At 45.5% G+C, this 19,184-nt stretch carries 20 protein-coding genes; 6 read left to right on the top strand and 14 right to left on the bottom strand.

The annotated features are described in order from the left end of the window. Positions 1-67: 67 nt before the first annotated feature. From devC to QUA99_RS21075, 3 genes are all read right to left on the bottom strand, one after another. The gene (gene devC, locus QUA99_RS21085) at positions 68-1,228 is read right to left on the bottom strand and encodes an ABC transporter permease DevC (RefSeq protein WP_333240493.1); all 1,161 of its coding nucleotides are present in this window, start codon (positions 1,226-1,228) and stop codon (positions 68-70) included. A gap of 178 nt (positions 1,229-1,406) precedes the next feature. Beyond that, positions 1,407-3,050 carry an HlyD family efflux transporter periplasmic adaptor subunit gene (locus QUA99_RS21080; RefSeq protein ID WP_333240490.1) on the bottom strand — a complete coding sequence of 548 codons (1,644 nt, stop codon included), beginning with the start codon at positions 3,048-3,050 and terminating at the stop codon, positions 1,407-1,409. A 71-nt stretch (positions 3,051-3,121) separates the two neighbouring features. Continuing rightward, complete coding sequence (locus QUA99_RS21075; protein WP_333240487.1) at positions 3,122-3,859, bottom strand: phycocyanobilin:ferredoxin oxidoreductase; 738 nt, start codon at positions 3,857-3,859, stop codon at positions 3,122-3,124. A gap of 131 nt (positions 3,860-3,990) precedes the next feature. Here QUA99_RS21075 and tatA point away from each other — a divergent pair, with 131 nt between their 5' ends. Continuing rightward, positions 3,991-4,188 carry a twin-arginine translocase TatA/TatE family subunit gene (tatA, locus tag QUA99_RS21070; RefSeq protein WP_333240485.1) on the top strand — a complete coding sequence of 66 codons (198 nt, stop codon included), beginning with the start codon at positions 3,991-3,993 and terminating at the stop codon, positions 4,186-4,188. 77 nt (positions 4,189-4,265) lie between these two features. Here the strand turns inward: tatA and panB are convergent, their stop codons facing one another. The 5 genes from panB to QUA99_RS21045 form a co-directional block, all read right to left on the bottom strand. Next, complete coding sequence (gene panB / locus QUA99_RS21065; protein WP_333240482.1) at positions 4,266-5,045, bottom strand: 3-methyl-2-oxobutanoate hydroxymethyltransferase; 780 nt, start codon at positions 5,043-5,045, stop codon at positions 4,266-4,268. A gap of 523 nt (positions 5,046-5,568) precedes the next feature. Further along, positions 5,569-6,033 (bottom strand): hypothetical protein, encoded by a 465-nt coding sequence (locus QUA99_RS21060; protein WP_333240479.1) that lies wholly within the window; start codon positions 6,031-6,033, stop codon positions 5,569-5,571. Between the two features lie 54 nt (positions 6,034-6,087). Then, positions 6,088-6,993 carry a hypothetical protein gene (locus QUA99_RS21055; RefSeq protein ID WP_333240477.1) on the bottom strand — a complete coding sequence of 302 codons (906 nt, stop codon included), beginning with the start codon at positions 6,991-6,993 and terminating at the stop codon, positions 6,088-6,090. Beyond that, positions 6,990-7,469: a hypothetical protein gene (locus QUA99_RS21050; protein WP_333240475.1), complete on the bottom strand. Its 480-nt coding sequence runs from the start codon at positions 7,467-7,469 to the stop codon at positions 6,990-6,992. Before QUA99_RS21050 ends, QUA99_RS21055 begins: the two co-directional genes overlap by 4 nt. Before the next feature lie 19 nt (positions 7,470-7,488). After that, positions 7,489-9,246, bottom strand: coding sequence for a serine/threonine-protein kinase (locus tag QUA99_RS21045; protein ID WP_333240471.1), 1,758 nt, complete (start codon positions 9,244-9,246; stop codon positions 7,489-7,491). Positions 9,247-9,872: 626 nt separating this feature from the next. On the opposite strand from QUA99_RS21045, the gene QUA99_RS21040 reads away from it, so the two are divergent. The 3 genes from QUA99_RS21040 (at position 9,873) to QUA99_RS21030 (ending at position 12,232) form a co-directional block, all read left to right on the top strand. After that, positions 9,873-11,303 carry a form I ribulose bisphosphate carboxylase large subunit gene (locus tag QUA99_RS21040; RefSeq protein ID WP_015179212.1) on the top strand — a complete coding sequence of 477 codons (1,431 nt, stop codon included), beginning with the start codon at positions 9,873-9,875 and terminating at the stop codon, positions 11,301-11,303. A 137-nt stretch (positions 11,304-11,440) separates the two neighbouring features. Further along, positions 11,441-11,851: a RuBisCO chaperone RbcX gene (rcbX, locus tag QUA99_RS21035; RefSeq protein WP_333240468.1), complete on the top strand. Its 411-nt coding sequence runs from the start codon at positions 11,441-11,443 to the stop codon at positions 11,849-11,851. Between the two features lie 45 nt (positions 11,852-11,896). Then, entirely contained in the window at positions 11,897-12,232 is a 336-nt protein-coding gene (locus tag QUA99_RS21030) for a ribulose bisphosphate carboxylase small subunit (protein ID WP_015179214.1), read from the top strand. A 123-nt stretch (positions 12,233-12,355) separates the two neighbouring features. Here QUA99_RS21030 and QUA99_RS21025 read toward each other — a convergent pair whose 3' ends face one another. The 3 genes from QUA99_RS21025 to QUA99_RS21015 form a co-directional block, all read right to left on the bottom strand. Beyond that, entirely contained in the window at positions 12,356-12,997 is a 642-nt protein-coding gene (locus tag QUA99_RS21025; protein WP_333240466.1) for a restriction endonuclease subunit R, read from the bottom strand. A 169-nt stretch (positions 12,998-13,166) separates the two neighbouring features. After that, entirely contained in the window at positions 13,167-13,400 is a 234-nt protein-coding gene (locus QUA99_RS21020; protein WP_333240463.1) for a hypothetical protein, read from the bottom strand. A 9-nt stretch (positions 13,401-13,409) separates the two neighbouring features. Continuing rightward, positions 13,410-14,633, bottom strand: a complete 1,224-nt coding sequence (locus QUA99_RS21015; RefSeq protein ID WP_333240461.1) for a hypothetical protein — start codon at positions 14,631-14,633, stop codon at positions 13,410-13,412. A gap of 219 nt (positions 14,634-14,852) precedes the next feature. On the opposite strand from QUA99_RS21015, the gene QUA99_RS21010 reads away from it, so the two are divergent. Then, positions 14,853-15,122 carry a hypothetical protein gene (locus QUA99_RS21010; protein WP_333240458.1) on the top strand — a complete coding sequence of 90 codons (270 nt, stop codon included), beginning with the start codon at positions 14,853-14,855 and terminating at the stop codon, positions 15,120-15,122. Between the two features lie 224 nt (positions 15,123-15,346). Here the strand turns inward: QUA99_RS21010 and QUA99_RS21005 are convergent, their stop codons facing one another. After that, positions 15,347-15,721, bottom strand: coding sequence for a hypothetical protein (locus QUA99_RS21005; protein WP_333240456.1), 375 nt, complete (start codon positions 15,719-15,721; stop codon positions 15,347-15,349). Between the two features lie 262 nt (positions 15,722-15,983). On the opposite strand from QUA99_RS21005, the gene QUA99_RS21000 reads away from it, so the two are divergent. Beyond that, positions 15,984-16,553: a Uma2 family endonuclease gene (locus QUA99_RS21000; protein WP_333240454.1), complete on the top strand. Its 570-nt coding sequence runs from the start codon at positions 15,984-15,986 to the stop codon at positions 16,551-16,553. A gap of 7 nt (positions 16,554-16,560) precedes the next feature. On the opposite strand, the gene ruvC is transcribed toward QUA99_RS21000, so the two are convergent. Both ruvC and bchI read right to left on the bottom strand, forming a co-directional pair. Next, positions 16,561-17,094 carry a crossover junction endodeoxyribonuclease RuvC gene (gene ruvC / locus QUA99_RS20995; protein WP_333240548.1) on the bottom strand — a complete coding sequence of 178 codons (534 nt, stop codon included), beginning with the start codon at positions 17,092-17,094 and terminating at the stop codon, positions 16,561-16,563. 96 nt (positions 17,095-17,190) lie between these two features. After that, a complete protein-coding gene (gene bchI, locus QUA99_RS20990) occupies positions 17,191-18,306 on the bottom strand; it encodes a magnesium chelatase ATPase subunit I (RefSeq protein ID WP_333240451.1) in 1,116 nt (371 codons plus the stop codon). Positions 18,307-19,184 lie beyond the last annotated feature (878 nt).

The following is a 19,184-nucleotide window of genomic DNA, read 5'->3' as shown; positions in this document are numbered from 1 at the left end:
TTTTTGATTTCATAATTCTTCCTTCTTCAATCCGTGTATCGGTGTCAAAATCCGTGTCGTCCCTTCCTTAAAAAATATCGGCCGGATCGGCCGCCTGCAATTTCCTAACGGCGATCGCCCCGGACACAGCACACATGACAACTGTCATAATAAAAACAGTCATAGCTTTCGCCAAAGTCATATACATCGGCAAACTCGTAGCACTTCTCCCTAAATTGTACAGCACCAAAGAAACTCCAAACCCTGGCAAATAGCCAATAATTGCCAGAATCAAAGCCTCTTGAAACACCACACCCAAAAAGTAAATGTCCCTATATCCCATCGCCTTCAGCGTCGCGTATTCCGGCAAGTGGTCGGTAACATCAGTATAAAGGATTTGATAAACAATCACTATTCCGACTATAAATCCCATTGCCGCGCCGAGTGTGAAAACAAATCCTATCGCCGTGCTTTCTTCCCAATACTTTCTCTCAAAAGCTACAAAGTCTTCTTTAGAAGAAATTCTCACATCTTTCGGCAAAGTTGCCCTCATTTTATCAACAACAGCCTTAACATCTGTTCCCGGCTGCAAGTGAACAATACCTATATCGATTAAACCTCTTGTTCTCCGCGTCGAAAAAATCCGCATAAAGTTCAAATCGCTGGTGACAAGATTTCCGTCGGCACCGAAAGAGGCCCCTATTGTAAATAAACCATCTACCCTAACGCGGCGATTGTCAACTTCAGTTTCAACAACTTTTCCCTGATTGAAATACTCTGCTACCGGCCCAAACTCCGGGCGGGAAGCTTGGTCAAATAAAACCACATCCGAAATTTTGATTTTGTCCAAATTATTTTGGATTTCAGGCAGATCAAAGATGGGATGAGCAGGGTCAAAACCGATTACCATCAATTGCCGAGTATTTCGCTGGTTGGGGTCGGGGTTTTTCCACAATCCAAAGCCTAAATATACCGGACTAATTGCTGTAACGCCGTCAAAACTCAAAGCTTGATACAAGCGACGCTGGGGAAAACTTTTCATGGCTATTAAAGCCGTAGATTGAGTGCTGGTGATAAAAATATCCCCTTTTAACTTCGAGTGAAAGGTGATGGAGCTTTCAAATAGCGCGTCTCTAAATCCAAACTGCATAAACATTAGCAAGTCGGCAAATCCAATGCCGGCTAGCGCGATTACTAAGCGCATTTTTTCGCGCGTTAATTGTGCCCAAGCTAGCGGTATTTTTGCCATAACAGTCGATTTTATATTTTAGAGTTTAGATGTGGGATTTGGGATTGCATAACTTTAGGACTTAAGCACGGGTGTTGAGAAACCGAGTTTTTTACCCTTATATTTGATTCAAACCCTTAATCTCGGTAAAAAAACCGGTTTCTTGAGTCCCCATGCGTAAGTCCTGTCAACGTAAAATTTAGATATTTATTTTAACTTCAACCTGCAAGTTGGTTAGGGTTGCAACTTTCTTGCTCGATTCGGGTTCGAGGCGAATTCTCACTTCGATAACTCTAGCATCGGTATCGGCGGCGGGGTCGGTATTGAGGACATCTTTTTTGCCGACTTGTTTGCCGATGCGAGCGACTGTTCCTTCCAAAGTGCCTGCAAATACGGGGCTGCTGACGGTAGCGCGCTGGCCGTTTCGCACTTTGCCGATGTCGGTTTCATAAACTTCTGCTACGGCGTACATTTGATCGGTGCGGCCTAGTTCTACAATGCCATCTTCAGTGTTGATGCGTTCTCCCTGTCGGGTGTGAACTTTGAGGATGGAGCCGGATACGGGTGCTTTTACGTAGCTTAAGTTTAAGTCTACTTGAGCTTTTTGTTTGGTGGCGATCGCACTTTCGACGGCGGCTTGGGCAGCTTGCACGTCTTCGGCACGGACTTCACCAATTTGGTCTAGATTTGCTTTGGCTTGATTGATTTGTTCTTGGCCTGTTTCTGCTTTTTGTTTAAGTATTGCTTCGGCTTGATTGATTTGTTCGCGTCCTGTTTCTATCTTTTGATTTAAGGTCGCTCTGGCTTGGTTAATTTCCTGCTTGCCTGTTTCTAACTTGCGTCGGAGATTGGCTCGGGATTGATTGATTTCCTGCTTGCCTGTTTCTACTGTTTGTTTTAGTGTGGCTTTAGTTTCGACTATTTGCTCTTGCAGTGTTTGCACGGTTTTTTCTAATATGGCTTCAGCTTCTCTGACTTTTTCACGAGCCGTATCTACAGTTAAGCGCTTTGTGTCATAAACTGAAGCAGAAATTGCACCTGTTTCGGCTAGTTCTTTGTTGCGTTGTTGCTCGGCTTCTGCATTTTTCAATTCTGCTTTGAGGCGATCGACTGTAGCGTTTTGAGAGGCAATTTCGCCGCGCAATTGAGCTTCTAGCCTAGCAATTTTGGCTTGCTGTACTTCAGTTTCTCTTTCTAGTTGTGCCTCAAATTTGGCAAGATTAGCTTGTTCGGCTTCGGTTTCTCTTTGGAGTTGTGCCTCGAATTTGGCGACGTTAGCTTGTTCGGCTTCGGTTTCTCTTCGCAGTTGAGCTTCTAAGCGGGCGACGTTAGCTTGTTCGGCTTCGGTTTCTCTTTGGAGTTGTGCTTCAAACTTGGCAACTTCGGCTTTCCCGGCACCTATTTGGCCTGTTTTTGCGCCTGCTTGAATTTTCGCTAATTCTGCTTGTTTGACTTTGACTTCTTTGTCGGCTTGTTGGAGGATTGCTTGGAGCCGATCGCGCGTATCGAGAACTGCTATGATTTGTCCTTGACTTACTCGATCGCCCTCTTCCACCTGCAACTGTTCGATCCTCGCTCCCTCCGACGCCGAAGGGGCCGACAATTTGATCGGTTCCCCCTGCGGAGTCAACCTACCCAAAGCGGTAACGCTGGTGCGGGTGGAGGCTGGACTTGCAGCAGCCGTGGCAGCGGCCACCTTTAACTCTTCAGCTTTTCTAATTTCAGATACTTGCCAAAAACCGACTCCTGTGGTAATGAGAGTGGCAGCGATCGCCAAACCGATGACTCCTGGCGCTGGGGGTTTTAAAAATGATTTATCCTTAACCCGTGATTCCTTTCCCATGACTTATAAAGTAGGTGATTTCCTAATCAAGTTTTTTCCACCCACGGTGAAGTATTGTAAACAAATTGCAGCTATTTAGGGAAATCAAAAAGCACCTCGGTCATGTAATGTTCGGCCCAATCTTGACCGAAAGCTTTTTCGAGTACGCGACGGGTTTTGTCGTTTTGCTGCTGCTGGGTGCAGTAGTAAATTTGAGCCTCAATAATTTTCGATTCTTCCTCCGCAGAGACTGGTTCGGAAGCTACTGCTAGTTTGCAGTGAATTTCAACGTAGGATTCAACTATGTTCAGAAATCTGCTTTCTTCTTCGATAGACTCTGGCCGCACAAACAGACAAAATTCTGAGAAAATATCCCCCCATTCAGGAATTTGGCGGGGACAAGAAAATTGGTTGACCGGCAAATTTTGCAGTCGAGTTCGGTAGGTTTCCGACAAAGTTCTACTGGAATTGAGGGGAGAAAGGTCTGCGATCGCGGCGCTAATTTGCCCTTTGCCTGCTACGATATCCGTACCGAACATCGGCAAAGCATAATTCTGTCTCGGAAACATCACGCAGTGCAGGATATCCAGCAGCGGTCCGACTTTAGCGAGTTCGAGGTGTATTTTGCGGAACTGGGGCGTTTGATAGCAGCGGTTTTCAATGATCAGTTTTTCTCCTTCCAAGCGCCCTTCTACGTATCCCAACTCAGCGGGCAGGTAGTAGGGCTCGAGGTCGAGATAGCGGTGCCATACTGCTTCCATCCGGTCTGCTAACTCGCGGATGAGGTAGTGCTGTTGCTCGCGCAGGGAAGGCTTGGATATTTCTAACATTCCTATTTATCGGGCGATAGCTTAATAAAACTTGATTCTACTGTTGCAGGATGCAGGAAAAAAGGTAGATACTTTTAAGGATATCAGCAGATCGACTTGCCGATCGAGCAAGTTTTACAGGAGATGAGTGTATGTTTGGTCTGGGATTGCCCGAATTGGGCATTATTGCGGTAGTCGCCATTCTAATTTTCGGGCCCAAGAAAATTCCTGAGTTGGGAAATGCTTTGGGAAAAACGCTGCGGAGTTTTAAGGAAGGGGTAGGTCTAGCTGAAGATGAATCTGCCCAGAAGGAAAATGAGAAGGAGGAAGAGGGGCTGCCGAAGGTTTAAATAACATTTGCAGTCAGTAACGCCCTCCGACGGAGTTTTATGAGGACGGACGTACTCACTACAAAACCTACTATTAATTACAGTTCGGGAAATTTTCCGTCTCTAACTTCTAGGGAATAATCTTTGACAGCTTGGGTAATTGTTTCTCGCAAATTGGCGTAAGCTTTCACAAAAGGCGGCTGCTTTTGTGAAAGTCCCAACAAATCAGAAGTAACTAAAACTTGTCCGTCGCAGTCCGGGCCGGCCCCGATGCCAATTGTGGGAACCGTTAATTTTTGGGTGATTTGAGCTGCTAAGTCTGCGGGAATGTGTTCTAGCACGATCGCAAAAACGCCTGCTTCTTGAAGCGCGATCGACTCTGCTATGATGCGATCGGCTGCTTGGGCCGTTTTTCCTTGTTTTTTGTAGCCGAGTTGGTGTACCGACTGCGGAGTTAAACCGACGTGACCCATCACCGGAATTCCGGCGGATGTTAGCTGCGAAACTGTGGCGGCCATTGCTGGATATCCACCTTCTAATTTTACAGCTTGAGCGCCTGTTTCTTTCAAAACTCTCCCGGCCGAGTGCATGGCTTGCTGGGGACTTTCCTGATAGGTTAAAAACGGCAAATCGACAACAATTAATGCTTGTTGAACACCGCGACGCACTGCTTTAGCGTGGTGCAGGATTTCATCGAGAGTGAGGGGCAGTGTTGTCTCGTAGCCCAATATGGGCATTGCCAGAGAATCGCCGACTAGGATGATATCTACCCCTGCTAGATCTATGAGTTGGGCGATCGCATAATCATAAGCTGTCAGCGCGACAATTGGTCGCCGTTGTTGTTTCCACTGAATTAATTGATGAGTCGTGACTGACATTTTAGTGCAAAAATATAATATTATCTCCCGCTATTACTTATGATATCAAATCCGGGCGATCGCAGGTTATATTATTTATCATTTTGCTATTGAAATCGCTTAAGAGTCAAACTTTCGTTCCAGCAGAGTGGGACTAAGAGTAAGATGAGAAAATTAGATAAATTTTATACGCGAATATAACTTTGCATTCCCTCTGCTGGCAAAAGAATTAACCCCTGATTTTTCAATTCCCCTTCTCAACCCACATCTTCCTGGATAATGAAGCCGATTCAAGGTTCTTCTCCTGCGGGACTTTCTACACAATCATACCTGCCTTCTCGTCCAGCTACGGCAAGACCAACATTTTTGAAATGACGAAATTTTCTGGTTCCTCTTGCAGTGTTTTCTGGGATTTCACCAACTAGGGTTAAACTTAACTTAGCGACAATACAATTCAGGGTACATATTCTATGTTTTAAGAATATTTGTAACTGAGATCGCTGTTGTTATTTATTGTTTAATTGGGGTTGACAATTGTTGCAAATTAATAGCAAAAATGCTCTCTACTTATTGAATTGCGAAGCTTCTGCCATTCTTGTTTAGAAACATCTGCACGAGTTTTGTCGCCCGATGGATCGCGGATATCCCAAATTGTATCTGCAATCCGATCGAGCGATCGCCCGTGAGAACGATAATCGAAGTCCCAGAAAGCATCACCGACGCAATCTCCTTGTGTAGTAATCATTTCTCGATCGACTGTATTGCGAATAGCATTCCATTCCCGGATGTAGGCAGAAGCATCGTCAGATCGCAATTTGCGACCTCCTAATTGAGGATTCACTCTATAAAAAAACCAATCCGTAAACCTATCCACAGCTTGAGTGCGTGATTCATAATCGCGCGCTGTGGCACTGTCTAGATTGGAACCACCGAGTAGAAGGGATATAGCTAATGCACACACCCCTAAAAACTTCGGTTTTAACTTAATAGAAAGTGATTGAATTAGCACGATAAAACCCCATAAAAATTGTCAATTTTTCCGATATAGCTGGTAATAAATCTTCTATTGCCATCCATTTTTAGAACAATAAACTCCTCCTGTTTTAGGTGCGAGCGTAGATAAACACCAATAATTTTTACCATCAAACACAACGCCTTTTTTGATATATTGTAACTCAGAGAGAGGTTGCCACGGTCGCTCGATATTAGACTCGTCATAATATCGATATTGTTTTCCCTTTACCTCTAAACCCTGATCCGTACCTCCCAACCAATAACGACCTTCTTCAATTATGTTTGATGGCGATTTTTGTTGATTGCTATCTGTCTTTTTCTCAATCCACCAATTCCTCACAAAACGTTTTGTATTTTCAGAACCTCTTGTCGTAGCGACTATAACTAGCAGTTCTCCTTGTTGATTGATAAACTCAAAACGACAAGGCCCCTCTCCTGTACCCGAACAATCCTTAATCTCTTTATATCCCAAATCAAATAGCTCTTTAACAGAACGATCTCTGAGGTTAGGTTGACCCTGTAAGCTTGGCTGCAACCGTTGTTGAATCAGGATTTGACGCGCATCTTTGTATGGCATACCTTGTTGAAGAGGTATTTTTTTATGGGAATTTACAGAATTTTCAATACTGACTTGAACCTTTTCACTTAAAGCAACGATTCTTGAATTTTCTTCGGAATTATTGATGTATTTTGTTTGACTTCCTGTATCGACTTTCGCACTATTTATGCTGGGAATTTGTTGCAGTGGGGCAGCACCGGCAAAACTTGTATATCCCATGGCGATTAGTCCCATCAATGGTGCAATAATTCTGGTTGTAATAAGAGTGCGATCGCATATCCAACTTTTCATACTCATCGGTTGAAAACCTTTCTTTTTACAGAGTTGTGTAGAGATGACCTCTACTCTAGGAGTTATCTTCGATAAATGCTGCGGTGTAAGGCGTTCGAGTCTCACAGTCCACAATTGGAAATATGCATTTCGCGTCGAATTGCTGACCATTCACTAATGCCGATCCGATCGCTTTTGGGAATTGGCTGTCCGGTGCGTTGAGGATGGCGGCTGTAAAAAATTGTATCTGCAAGTAAATCGTAGGTTTGCTCGTATGTCTGCCCGTTAATTGTCGTGAATTCCCATCCTGTATCTCCTGGGGCGGACCTAAAGCAGACTTCTTGTACCGACTTGACTCGCGGATCGATCGCTTCGCGCAATCTCCGCCATTGATTGCTATATTCGCGATCGCCAGCTTGGAGTTTGCGATTGTTTAACTGAGGATTAACCCTGTAGAATAAAAAATCGGTCAATCTATCGACGGCTTGTTCTCGCGATTCGGCTTTGGCTAGATTCGGGCTGCTGAGGACAAGGGCGATCGCCAGAGCACCAACCCTTGAAAATCTTGAGACAGACTTAATTGATAACGACTTGATTAGCATATTGATTTGGTGTTAATTTCTACCGCCATCCCAACCACCTGAGCACGGGCACAACTAAATAATGACTTACTCCCAAACAAAGCCCGATCGCACTTCCCAAAAAACCAAAAAACACAATTGAACCCCAAATTTGCAGCCAGCCGAAGCTCACGTTAGACAGTGACAAAATCCCCAAGAAACTCCCCGGAAAAATGTTCCAAGCATTCAGAAACAGAAACATTCCCGTCGAGCAAACAGCCACAACCAAAGCGTGAACTAATTGATGGCTGCGCAAACCCATTCCCACAGTCACAGAGGCGATCGCAAAAGCTCCCAAAATAACCCCCTGCACGCCGCTAGAAGCCGTTGCTTCCATCCAGCACAAACCCGCCAACAAATAGCCCTGAGCTCCCATCAATCCAGACAGCCAATACTGTTTTTGCTGGCGAAAACTCCCCGCATCCGTCAAACCGATCGCAGTTCCCAATCCCGCAAACCCAAACAGCAGCACTTCCGGCCCGACAGCGAAAGTCATGTTAGGCATTAATTGCTGCAAACCTTGATTCAGAAAACTGGCAATTTCCGGGCCTAGAGGCGAAGCATAGCCCAAAACCAAACCGCCGATCGCCCCCGCACTTCCCCCAACGCCGCCGAGCACCATTTCCCAGCCTGTATCCAGAGAAGCTACCACGATTTGGGCGATCGCGCCGAACAGCAAAACCGTCAAATTTGCCGTTTTTTGCGCCCCCGCCACCACTACTTGCCGACAGAATTCTACAATAGCTTGACCCATTGGGGCGATCCCGATTTTGCCCTTACTCCTAGCATAAATCTCCTGCAAACGCGCCCGAACATCGCCAGCCGTCGCCGGACGCTGGTGCACGTTCGATCGCACCATATCGTCTAACAAATTCGCCAAAGCCGGACTCACAGATACAATGTGCCGCCACCGCAACTCTCCCGTCATCGGATCTTCAATTTCCGCCGGATACTTCCCCGTCAGCAAGTGAATGCAAGTCCGCCCCAGGGCATAAAAATCCGTTGCCGGCACCACACCGCCTCCGGCAATTTGTTCCGGCGGACTGTACCCGGGCGAAATCAACCGCGTCGAACTCCGAGAATCTTTCCCCACGGATTCGACACCGCCCATCTGTTTAACTCCCCCAAAGTCGATCGCCACCAATTGCAGTCCGCCCAAACCCTTGTTAAGCAAAACTTGGGGCGATTCCGGGTCTCGCAGCATCAAATTTGAGGGTTTAATGTCCCGGTGAATAATCTGACACCTGTGCAACTCCTCTAAAATTTCCACAGCTTGACTCAGCCAACTAAACACCCATTCCTGCGGGCATCCTTGGGGGTGCTCGTCGAGAACCTCTTCTAAAGTTTTGCCGTGAATCTTTTCCATTACCAAACAAGGCATCCGCCTCGCCGCAGGATTTCCATCCCCGCCTGCAAAATTTTGGGTTTGGACGTGAAAATAACCGTCAGGCTCGACTCTAGGGACGCCCGGGTGCCGCAAAAGTGCCAAAACCCAAGCTTCTTGCTCGAACAGTTTCAGCGCTTTCGGGGAAGTTTCGAGCAATACTTTCAGGACGCGCTCGGTTTGAGTTTCTGTGTCCCAGACTGTGAAAATTGCTGCAAAACCCCCGGAACCGAGGCCTTGTAGAGGCACGTAGCGATTTTTTAGCCGCAGCGGAGCCCCGCAACTATGACAAAAATTGTTGCCCCAAGTCTGAGGGTAGGGCCTTGGGCAATCTGGATTGATGCAGTGGACGGCTTTTGAAGGGGGGTGAGGCACAACCAGAGTAAAAATGGGGCTAAATATCCATAGTAGACTTACGCGCAGCTAACGCAGAAACCCGGTTTTCAGCGAGGTCAAATGGCTGTAACGACGGATTTGGTTTGAGAGCACAAGTCCTGTCCATATTATGTGCTATGCTGTCGATTTTTGAGTTGGCAGTTTGGGAGTCACGGGATTTTAGATTTTGGATTTTAGATTGCTACATACTCAATTGCAGTTGAGATCGATCGGGCGATCGATCTCAACTGCCAACCACAAAATTAGGTATTTCTAACTAATTACCCCTCGGCCATTAACAATTACCCATTACCAGTTATCAATTGTGATTTTTAAGTATTAAATTCTTTACATATAGCGTATTTTTCTGCTGTTCGGCTCGCTGCACCAGATTTTTCGCTAGCTCAAAATTCCTCCCCACTCTGCGATCCCCAGCGTTTCCTCCTGCATCCTTCGCCGCTTGTATTTTATAAGATATGTTACAAATATTTTCCTAATGTAAAGCCAAATAAATAATACTTATGATGATTAAAAGAATATTAAAATTTGAGAGTGCCACTTTGTTGATATATTTTTAACAGCCTGCGATCGGGCAAAAAAATTAAGCGAATACTAGGAAGCGAGATATGGCTTACGCGCAAACCCAAACTCAATCAAAGGCTGGGTATAAAGCCGGAGTTCAAGACTATAAACTAACGTATTACACGCCGGACTACACCCCAAAGGATACAGATGTTTTGGCGGCTTTCCGGGTAACACCGCAGCCGGGAGTTCCCCCCGAAGAAGCTGGAGCTGCTGTGGCTGCGGAATCTTCGACCGGTACATGGACAACTGTTTGGACTGACCTCCTGACCGACCTCGACCGCTACAAAGGTCGCTGCTACGACATCGAGCCAGTCCCGGGCGAAGACAACCAATACATCTGCTTCATTGCTTATCCTTTGGATTTGTTTGAAGAAGGTTCCGTCACCAACTTGCTGACCTCTTTGGTCGGTAACGTTTTCGGTTTCAAAGCTCTGCGCGCTCTGCGGTTGGAAGACTTGCGGATTCCCATTGCTTACCTAAAAACCTTCCAAGGCCCTCCTCACGGTATTACCGTTGAGCGGGACAAATTGAACAAGTACGGTCGTCCTTTGCTGGGCTGTACAATTAAGCCCAAATTGGGTCTGTCTGCTAAGAACTACGGCCGTGCCGTTTACGAAGTTCTGCGCGGCGGTTTGGACTTCACCAAAGACGACGAAAACATCAACTCGCAACCGTTCATGCGCTGGCGCGATCGTTTCTTGTTCGTTCAAGAAGCTATTGAAAAAGCTCAAGCAGAAACCGGCGAAGTCAAGGGCCACTACCTCAACGTAACCGCCCCCACCTGCGAAGAAATGATGGAGCGGGCTGAGTTCGCTAAGGAAATCAAAACCCCCATCATCATGCACGACTACCTGACCGGTGGTTTCACTGCTAACACCAGCTTGGCCAAATGGTGCCGCCGCAACGGTGTGTTGCTGCACATTCACCGCGCCATGCACGCCGTGATCGACCGTCAGAAAAACCACGGTATCCACTTCCGCGTACTTGCCAAGTGCTTGCGGATGTCCGGCGGCGACCACCTGCACTCCGGTACAGTTGTGGGCAAACTCGAAGGCGAAAAAGGCATCACGATGGGCTTCGTAGACTTGATGCGCGAAGACCACATCGAACAAGACCGCGCTCGCGGTATCTACTTCACCCAAGATTGGGCTTCCATGCCCGGTGTCATGCCGGTTGCTTCCGGCGGTATCCACATCTGGCACATGCCTGCTTTGGTGGAAATTTTCGGCGACGACTCCTGCTTGCAGTTTGGTGGCGGTACCTTGGGACACCCTTGGGGTAACGCACCTGGTGCAACTGCTAACCGCGTTGCTTTGGAAGCTTGCGTCCAAGCTCGTAACGAAGGTCGCAACCTGATGCGCGAAGGCGGAGACATTATCCGCGAAGCTTGCCGCTGGAGCCCTGAATTGGCCGTTGCTTGCGAACTGTGGAAAGAAATCAAGTTCGAGTTTGAAGCAATGGATACCGTCTGATGATTTTGGGTTAAAGATTTTAGGTTTGAGATCGCAAACTTGCTGGGAAGTCTTTATCTTTGAAGAAGATTTACAAGTAAGTTTGCATCCAAAATCTAAAATCCAAAATCTAAAATTTGAGGGAGCTGGGGTCAAAAATGGATCTCAAACAAGTTGCGAAAGACACCGCTAAGGTGCTGGCAAGTTACCTAACCTATCAATCCGTGCGGATGGTGGTCGCTCAGTTGAGCGAAACCAATCCTCCTCTGGCAATCTGGTTGAACGACTTTTCCTCAAAGGCCAAAATCCAAGACGGAGAAGCTTACATTCAAGAACTGCTGTTGGAAAATCAAGATTTGGGATTTCGGATCATGACTGTCCGGGAGTATCTCGCTCATGATGTAGTGGAATTTTTGCCGGAGATGGTTCGCACTAACATTCAACAGGCGAATATGGAACACAGGCGCCAGCATTTGGAGCGAATCACGCAACTTAATTGGTCTCTCCCTAGCAGCAATCCTGAAAGTTCAATTGATTCTGAACCGAATCTGGATAATTTGTCCAGTTGAGCGATCGACTTGTGCGATCGAACACACACCTTAGAGATACCAAAAATGAAGACTTTACCTAAAGAGCGCCGTTACGAAACTCTGTCTTATTTGCCCCCGCTGACAGACGCGCAAATTGCCAAGCAACTCCAGTACATCCTGGATCAAGGCTACATTCCCGGCGTAGAATTCAGCGAAAGCTCTGCCGCTGAAATGCACTATTGGACTCTGTGGAAGTTGCCTTTGTTTGGTGCAAAATCACTGCCGGAAATCATGACAGAAATTCAAGCTTGCCGTCAAGAATATCCCCAGTGCTACATCCGCGTGATGGGTTTTGACAACGTGAAGCAGTGCCAAGTGCTCAGCTTCATCGTGCACAAGCCTAACACCAGAGGCTACTAAAAAGTCTTGGCTGGCTAATCTAACTTTTAGGTTAACAGTCATTTCAGATTGGAGGCGGGGAATCTTCCCTGCCTCTTTTTTTAGGTTCGCAGTAAGGAATGCAAGTTCTTCTTCTTCCTTCTGCTATAACTTACAAATAGCTTTTAAAACTTGCAGCAACAAAATTGAAGGTTCGGGTTCCATCAAAGTCAAAAATGGCATTAGCTGATAGGTTGGGGGATTTCCTATGCGGATATTGACAAACTGATAAAACTCTCCGCTAGTTGCCAATCCCCAAACAGACTCTTGATATTCTAAACTTTTAGAGGCGTAAGTTAGAAGTTGGCGCAAACCAGCGCGGGGAGCAATTAGACTATTTTTAGATTCTATTACTAAAATCCAAAATGGTATATCAGCGGCAATTTGTTTCTCTTTATTGATTGCTAAAATGTCAAATCTGCCTGTAATCGTTGTGTCTTCATCTTCTATAGTTATGTTAGCAATGTCTTGTTCTAGACTCATCTTGATTGGGCGGCGGTAGAAGCCAGCCAATCGCATTAAGGGAAACGTAGTTAAAGCCTGTACCAGTCCTTCAGAGACTCTTTCCACTGAGAGGTATTCGCGAAAATCGTTGCGGATTTGGGCGAGTTCTAACTGTTCTATTTCTGTTAAGGATTCTAAGGATAAAAAATTTGTGTACGTGTCATTATTAAGCTGCTCTTGGAATTTCAAAAATTGACTGACTTCACCGAGAGTTATATTTTTGGCGTTAATAGTTGTTGTCATGTTAGATAGGAATTTATTTTTTTAGTTATAATTATAAGATAGAGATTGTGATAGTCAATTTGTACCATTCTTAGGAACAGGCAAGATGCCTGTTCCACGACATATTAATTTTTTTGTGGGGCGGGCATCTTGCCCGCCCATGAAACTAACAAATGGGATAAATGCGAACCTAATCTATCCTTTCCATCACAATTCCATCAACTATTTCATAACCCCAATTAGAGTTACGATTTGCCAACTGCTCGGCCATATCGCATTCGCCTAAATTGCAGAGTTCAACTAACTTTTGATATCCTTCATCTCTTTCTCGCTGCAACCTTTCCTGCCTCAGTTTTTCTCTCTCTTCCTCAGAAGGATTTGCTCGTTCTTCCCCCAGCGGATTGATTTCGCTAATTCGTTTCATGCTTACCTCCTAAAAAGGGATTGATTCGACTATTTCACCGTCAACTATTTCGTAACCCCAGTCTGGATTGGTAGCGATTTGTTTTTCAATTATACTTCGACCTAGAGGAGTATTGTAAGCTTTTTGCAAAGAGGAAATACTGGGAATTTCGGCGGGAGTTGGGGATTCTTCTTGTTCAAGTTTTGGGGGTTCGGGAATTGTGTCAGATGTCGATTGATTCAGGGCTAATTGCGGCGCGATCGCCCCTAACTTCTGCATAACGCTATCCTTGGTGATTTGCGGTTTTTCGTTGAAAGAAGAGGGCAGATATGGTGTGTTAACGCCCTGCTGTTTTGCTTTGAGTGCATCGTCAGCAAGCCGATCGCACTTTCGCAAAAATCCCTCCCACAAATCCTTGCCCAAAACAGGGTTTCTCAAGTCAGCACGGGCTTTAGATACTGCGGCTTCTAGCGGTTCGCCTTTGTGGACGTAATACTGAATTCGCTCTTCTTCAAAAGCAGGATAAGGCACTTCCGGCTCGATTTCCCAATCTCGCTTGACTTTCTGACTTTCTCCTAAAGGGATTCCGGCGACAAATTCCTCCCAAAAAGTCGAGGTTAAGCCTTTTGTCATGCTGTCAATAATTTTAAATGCCCATCCAGAAGGATTGCCGAATCCTAAATTACGCTCTTTAGCATATGCTTCTAAAGCTCGCTGAAAATTGTGCAGTTGTTCTTGGGAGTTCCAAGGGCCGCTAAATCGGTAATTCGGGGTGACAGCAACGGCTATTTGTTGGCGGGGTTGCCCGAAATATTTGTCAGTTTTAACTGCATGATTTGGGGGTGATGTTTCGCGGAAGATTTCTACAGGGTGATTCTGGCTTTCGCGGCTTATCTCTGTTATAATATCTGGCGGATTCGGTGTCCAAAAGTTATTAAGTTTTTCCTCGAAAGCATCAATGTCCGCCCAGATTTCAAGGGTGTCGGTGTTGGGAGTTGTTGATTTTTCTTTCAGGAGCGATCGTACTTTGAGCAGGCGTCTCGCTAATTCCTGTTCTTCCTGATTTAAACCGGTGGCTTTTTCAATTTCGCTGCTGTTGGTTTTCACCCATTCGCCGGAGTTGGACTGTTGTGATTGCCATTGTAATAATTGGCAAAGAAAAATGCTCGCCGCTACTCCGCCGGTAATTGTGGCAAGTTTGGGATAGTAGATGGCGGGATTTCCGAGATTTCCTAAAAATATTCCTATTTTCATTTTGTATATTCCTAAGTCCCGTAATAGTAGGTTGCGGCGAAGAGCATCTTACCTCGACTAAACTAGCATTGAGAAACTTAAGATTTTCTTTAAGCTTCTGTCTATTCCCGACTGAATGGAGTTCCTAGAGTAAAAACGGGGATCGCTTATTCGATCGCCTGATTGACACGACTGAATTAAACGTAATAATAAATTATTTACTGTACAAATCCTCCCAAAATGAATCCAGAACGCCAAGAGGCTTATTTGAACTTAATCGAGCGAGTGCTTACTTGCCCCAACGGCCAAGAACCAGAGGTTTTGAGTTCCTGTTCCGATTTAATTGATGCAGGATTTGTGCAAATGCTAATCCAGATATCGGCTTCAATGGCCCGCGAAGGTGACGAAGATACTGCTAATTTTTTAGTGCAACTTGCTCGTTTGCTGGGGAAATCTTTGGGTTTGTCGCCGGATTTGAGGCCGGCTGGTTACAGTAGTGCAAAGAGTTAGAGAAGAGTTGCCATCTCGCCTCGGGATATCATGTTTTATACCAAATCTGGGTTAAAAATACCTAATATTGGGGGATTAAAATCGCTCAAGAGTTACACTTTCGTCCGCCTAAGCGCTGGCGCGCAGCCACGCGCCTTCGCGGACTGAGAATAAACGGGATTTTTTAACCCAGAGTTAGTATGATGTGTTATGAAATGGGGGCTACCTTAACTGCATCGATGGTTTTACAGTTGATATTCGAGAGGCTCGCAAAAATCATTCACCCCAGTTTTAAACACATAAATAATCACTGAAGTCACCAAAATATCCGGGCAAATTTTTGCGGCAACTAAATCTCTAAAGGCTGCATTTAATTGTCCGTTTGTCAACTCTTCTTTAATCTCTGATTTGCAGATAGCAACGCGACATCTTTTGGCCAATCCATCCAACCAATTTTCAGATATATTAGGTTCTTGTCCGGCTTGAATGGCTAGAGATATCGCTGCATCTTCGATGTCACCTTCGCAATCTTCGATTTCGTCTAAGGCTTTTAGGGCTTCGGGATATTCCGCTAATTGCGAGCGAAATTGGGCAATTTCTTGTGAGGTAATAATCACCATATTATTTTCCTGTGTTTTCTGCTGGCGGGAGCAGCTTAGCAATTAAAGTTGATATTATAGCATTTTTTTGAGTGAGGGTGGAATTGGGCGATCGAACTTAATTACATTTTCAACTAATATTTTGCACTTGGCAATAGTCGGGCTGGGGCTTAAGCCCTCGTATTAAAGCTTAAGTCCGCGCTATGAGGAGTGATGTTAAAATTGAAAAAATGCGGCGCTAAAATAGGTTTGCAGAACTCATATTTCTAGGGAGTTAAGAAAAATGACAACCGTTACTTTAAACTTAGATACTGTCGAACTAACAGACGAACAGTTTTACCGTTTGTGCCAGATGAATCGAGATTGGCAATTTGAACGGACTGCTAAAGGAGAAATTATCATTATGTCACCAGTAGGCGGAGTCAGCGGCAATCGAGAAGCCGATTTAATTGGCTTGGTTTGGATGTGGAATCAACAAACCCAGCTAGGGAGAGTGTTTAGTTCTTCCACAATTTTTCGGTTGCCTAATAATGGCGATCGATCGCCGGATGCGGCTTGGGTTAGCTGGGAAAGATGGTCGGCTTTAACAGCAGAAGAACAAGAGAAATTTCCGCCGATTTGTCCTGATTTTGTCATTGAATTGCGCTCGCGCACAGACCCGCTGCTGCCGCTTCAGGAGAAAATGCAGGAATATCTCAACAGTGGCTTGCGTTTGGGTTGGCTGATTAATCCTCAAGACGAACAAGTGGAAATTTATCGCGCTTCTAGCGAGGTAGAGATTGTACAATTTCCGGTTAGTTTATCGGGAGAAGATGTCTTGCCCGGATTTGTTCTTAATTTGCCGATGATTTGATATTGCCTCAAATTTTTCCTGTTTCCAACTGTATTTTCTTCGGACAAATATCATCATCGTACCAACCAGTCAACGCCACCGCCAAAGCATCCGCTGCATCGTCGGGTTTCGGAATGTAACCCAACTCCAACTCCCGCGCCACGGCTTCTTGCACTTCGGACTTATCCGCATTACCGCGGCCGGTCAAAGCTTGCTTAATTTGAGCCGGCGTAAACTCGAACAGCGGCACTCCACACTGCGCCAATACTAGCGTCAAAACCCCCCGCGCTTGCGCTACAAGTATGGTATTTCCCATCTTGTAAAAGAACAGTTTTTCGGCAATTGCTAGATCTGGTTTAATCTGTTCAATTACCTCGTGCAAATCGTCGTAAATTGTTTTCAACCGCTGTCCCATTTCCTGTTTTGGCGTTGTTTGTATAACGCCGCAATCAATCAGGGAAACGCTGTTTTTATCTGGTTGGCCAGGAACAATTTGACAGCAAATTGCCCCGTAGCCGAGATGGGCCAAGCCCGGATCTAATCCTAAAATTCGTTTTTCCATTGCCATAATTAGTAATTGGGAATGGGGAATAAGGTATGAAAATTTCGGGAATGTTTCATCACCACCAATTACCAATTACCAATTACCAATTATCAATTACCCCTCAGTTGTTTCTAGACCGAATACCCGATCGAACACTTTAGTCACTTTGTAGCCCGAATCTATTGATTCTAGCGGGTCTTTCCGCAATCGGTGCCGCAAACACAGAGTCATCACCCGGCGAATATCGTCCACAGTCACCTCCGTGCGGCACTCCAAAGCCGTGAAAGCTTTGGCAGCCCGATTTGTCACCAAATCGCCCCGCAGCCCGTCTACGTCCAATTCAGCGCAAACTTGGGAGATTTTTACCCGCAACTCTCGATCGATAGTTACCGATTTTAATCTTTCCTGAGCTTCCACCAACTTCTGCTGCATCTCATCTTGTTCGCGCTGGTATTTCGAGAGAAACTCCGCCGGATTTTGGTCAAAACTCGATCGCTGTTCGACAATTTCCACTCTTAAATTCGGGTCTTTCACAGTCCGAATTTCTGCGTGCATCCCGAATCTGTCGAGCAACTGCGGCCGCAATTCTCCTTCTTCTGGGTTGCCGGAACCGATTAAAATAAACTTAGCCGGGTGGCGGATCGAAATGCCTTCTCTTTCCACAGTATTCCAACCGCTGGCGGCCGAGTCGAGCAAAACATCGACTAAATGATCGTCTAGCAAATTGACTTCATCAACGTAAAGAATACCGCGGTTAGCTTTAGCTAAAAGCCCGGGTTCAAAAGCTTTAACACCTTCCGACAAAGCTTTCTCGATGTCGATCGTACCGCAAACTCGGTCTTCGGTAGCGCCCAGAGGCAAGTCTACCATTTGAACTTTTTTGCGGGCGATTTTAATGTCAGTTTGAGATAAAGTGCGATCGCGCACCTCATCACTCATCAAATCCGGATCGGTGGGATGACTGTTAAAAGGATCGTCAGCCACCACCTCAATTTCTGGCAGCAAGTCAGTGAGGGCGCGGATTGTGGTAGATTTACCAGTACCTCGATCGCCCATAATCATCACCCCGCCAATTTTGGGATCGATGACATTCAACAGCAGCGCCAGTTTCATCTCCTCCTGGCCAACAATCGCAGTGAAGGGAAAAACAGCGCGGCGCGCTGGGGTAGCGGTAACGGTTGGTAGAACGCCCGCATTTAGGGTATTGCTGACTTCGGCAGTAGGACTCACAGGATAACTCAAAATATAATAATTGCTTGTTTATTGTAGGGGATAAGGGATCGTCTGGGGCGATCGCAGTTGTAGGATGCCCGCAGAGCACTGAGCCCCTTCAACACTTAAGCGCAACTAAGATTTGCTGCATTTACATTGTAGATTTGGGCGGGCTCTCCAGCAGACCCCACAAGAGTTTGAACCAAAATCACGACGTACGTTAACTGGGGGTAGATGGCACAGGAAGGGCGATCGGGCAACCCAAATATAAACTTATGTAACGATTTCCCGCGATTCGCATAAAACCCTCAAGTTCCCCCAGATATATATTTGAGGCCACTTTGAAGCAAATTTTTTTCATGGTAGTTAGTCCAAGACGCAGAAACAACGTATTTCTGTCATTATTCTCTGTGCGACGTAATCGCAACCGTTTGTTTTTAGCCGTTCTTGCGTCCATGACTGGTAGTATAGCTTCGACGATTAAGGATCTTCAAAGTAATCGTCATTAAATTCTGTTTAAAGGAGCTTTAAGTAATGTCATAATGTCCTGTTTCTTTGATACTTAACACAAAATTAACAAATCTTCTGCATAGGGGATGCTTTATATCTGCCGTGCTTTGCTAACAGTCTGGTTGGCGATAACGCTAATACTTTATTAGTGCTTAATTTCTATGGTTTTTTGCTTTTTCACAGTGATTTTACCAAAAAATATATTGGCGATCGTAAAGTTCCTGTAAAGTTTTTTATGCCAACTTATACCAATTTTAAAAAATCATGCAACAGTAGCTAGGGCTGACAAAATGTAATCCCATCCAGTTATATAGCGATCGCAAATCATTCATAAATCGATTGAGGGTTCGATCGAGCATGAGTTTCATGAGAATGTTAGCTCACGC

The sequence above is a fragment of the Microcoleus sp. F10-B2 genome, from assembly GCF_036704965.1.
Lineage (GTDB): Bacteria > Cyanobacteriota > Cyanobacteriia > Cyanobacteriales > Microcoleaceae > Microcoleus.
Note: the sequence above shows the minus strand (reverse complement) of the source record. Positions and strands in the feature narration are given on the sequence as shown.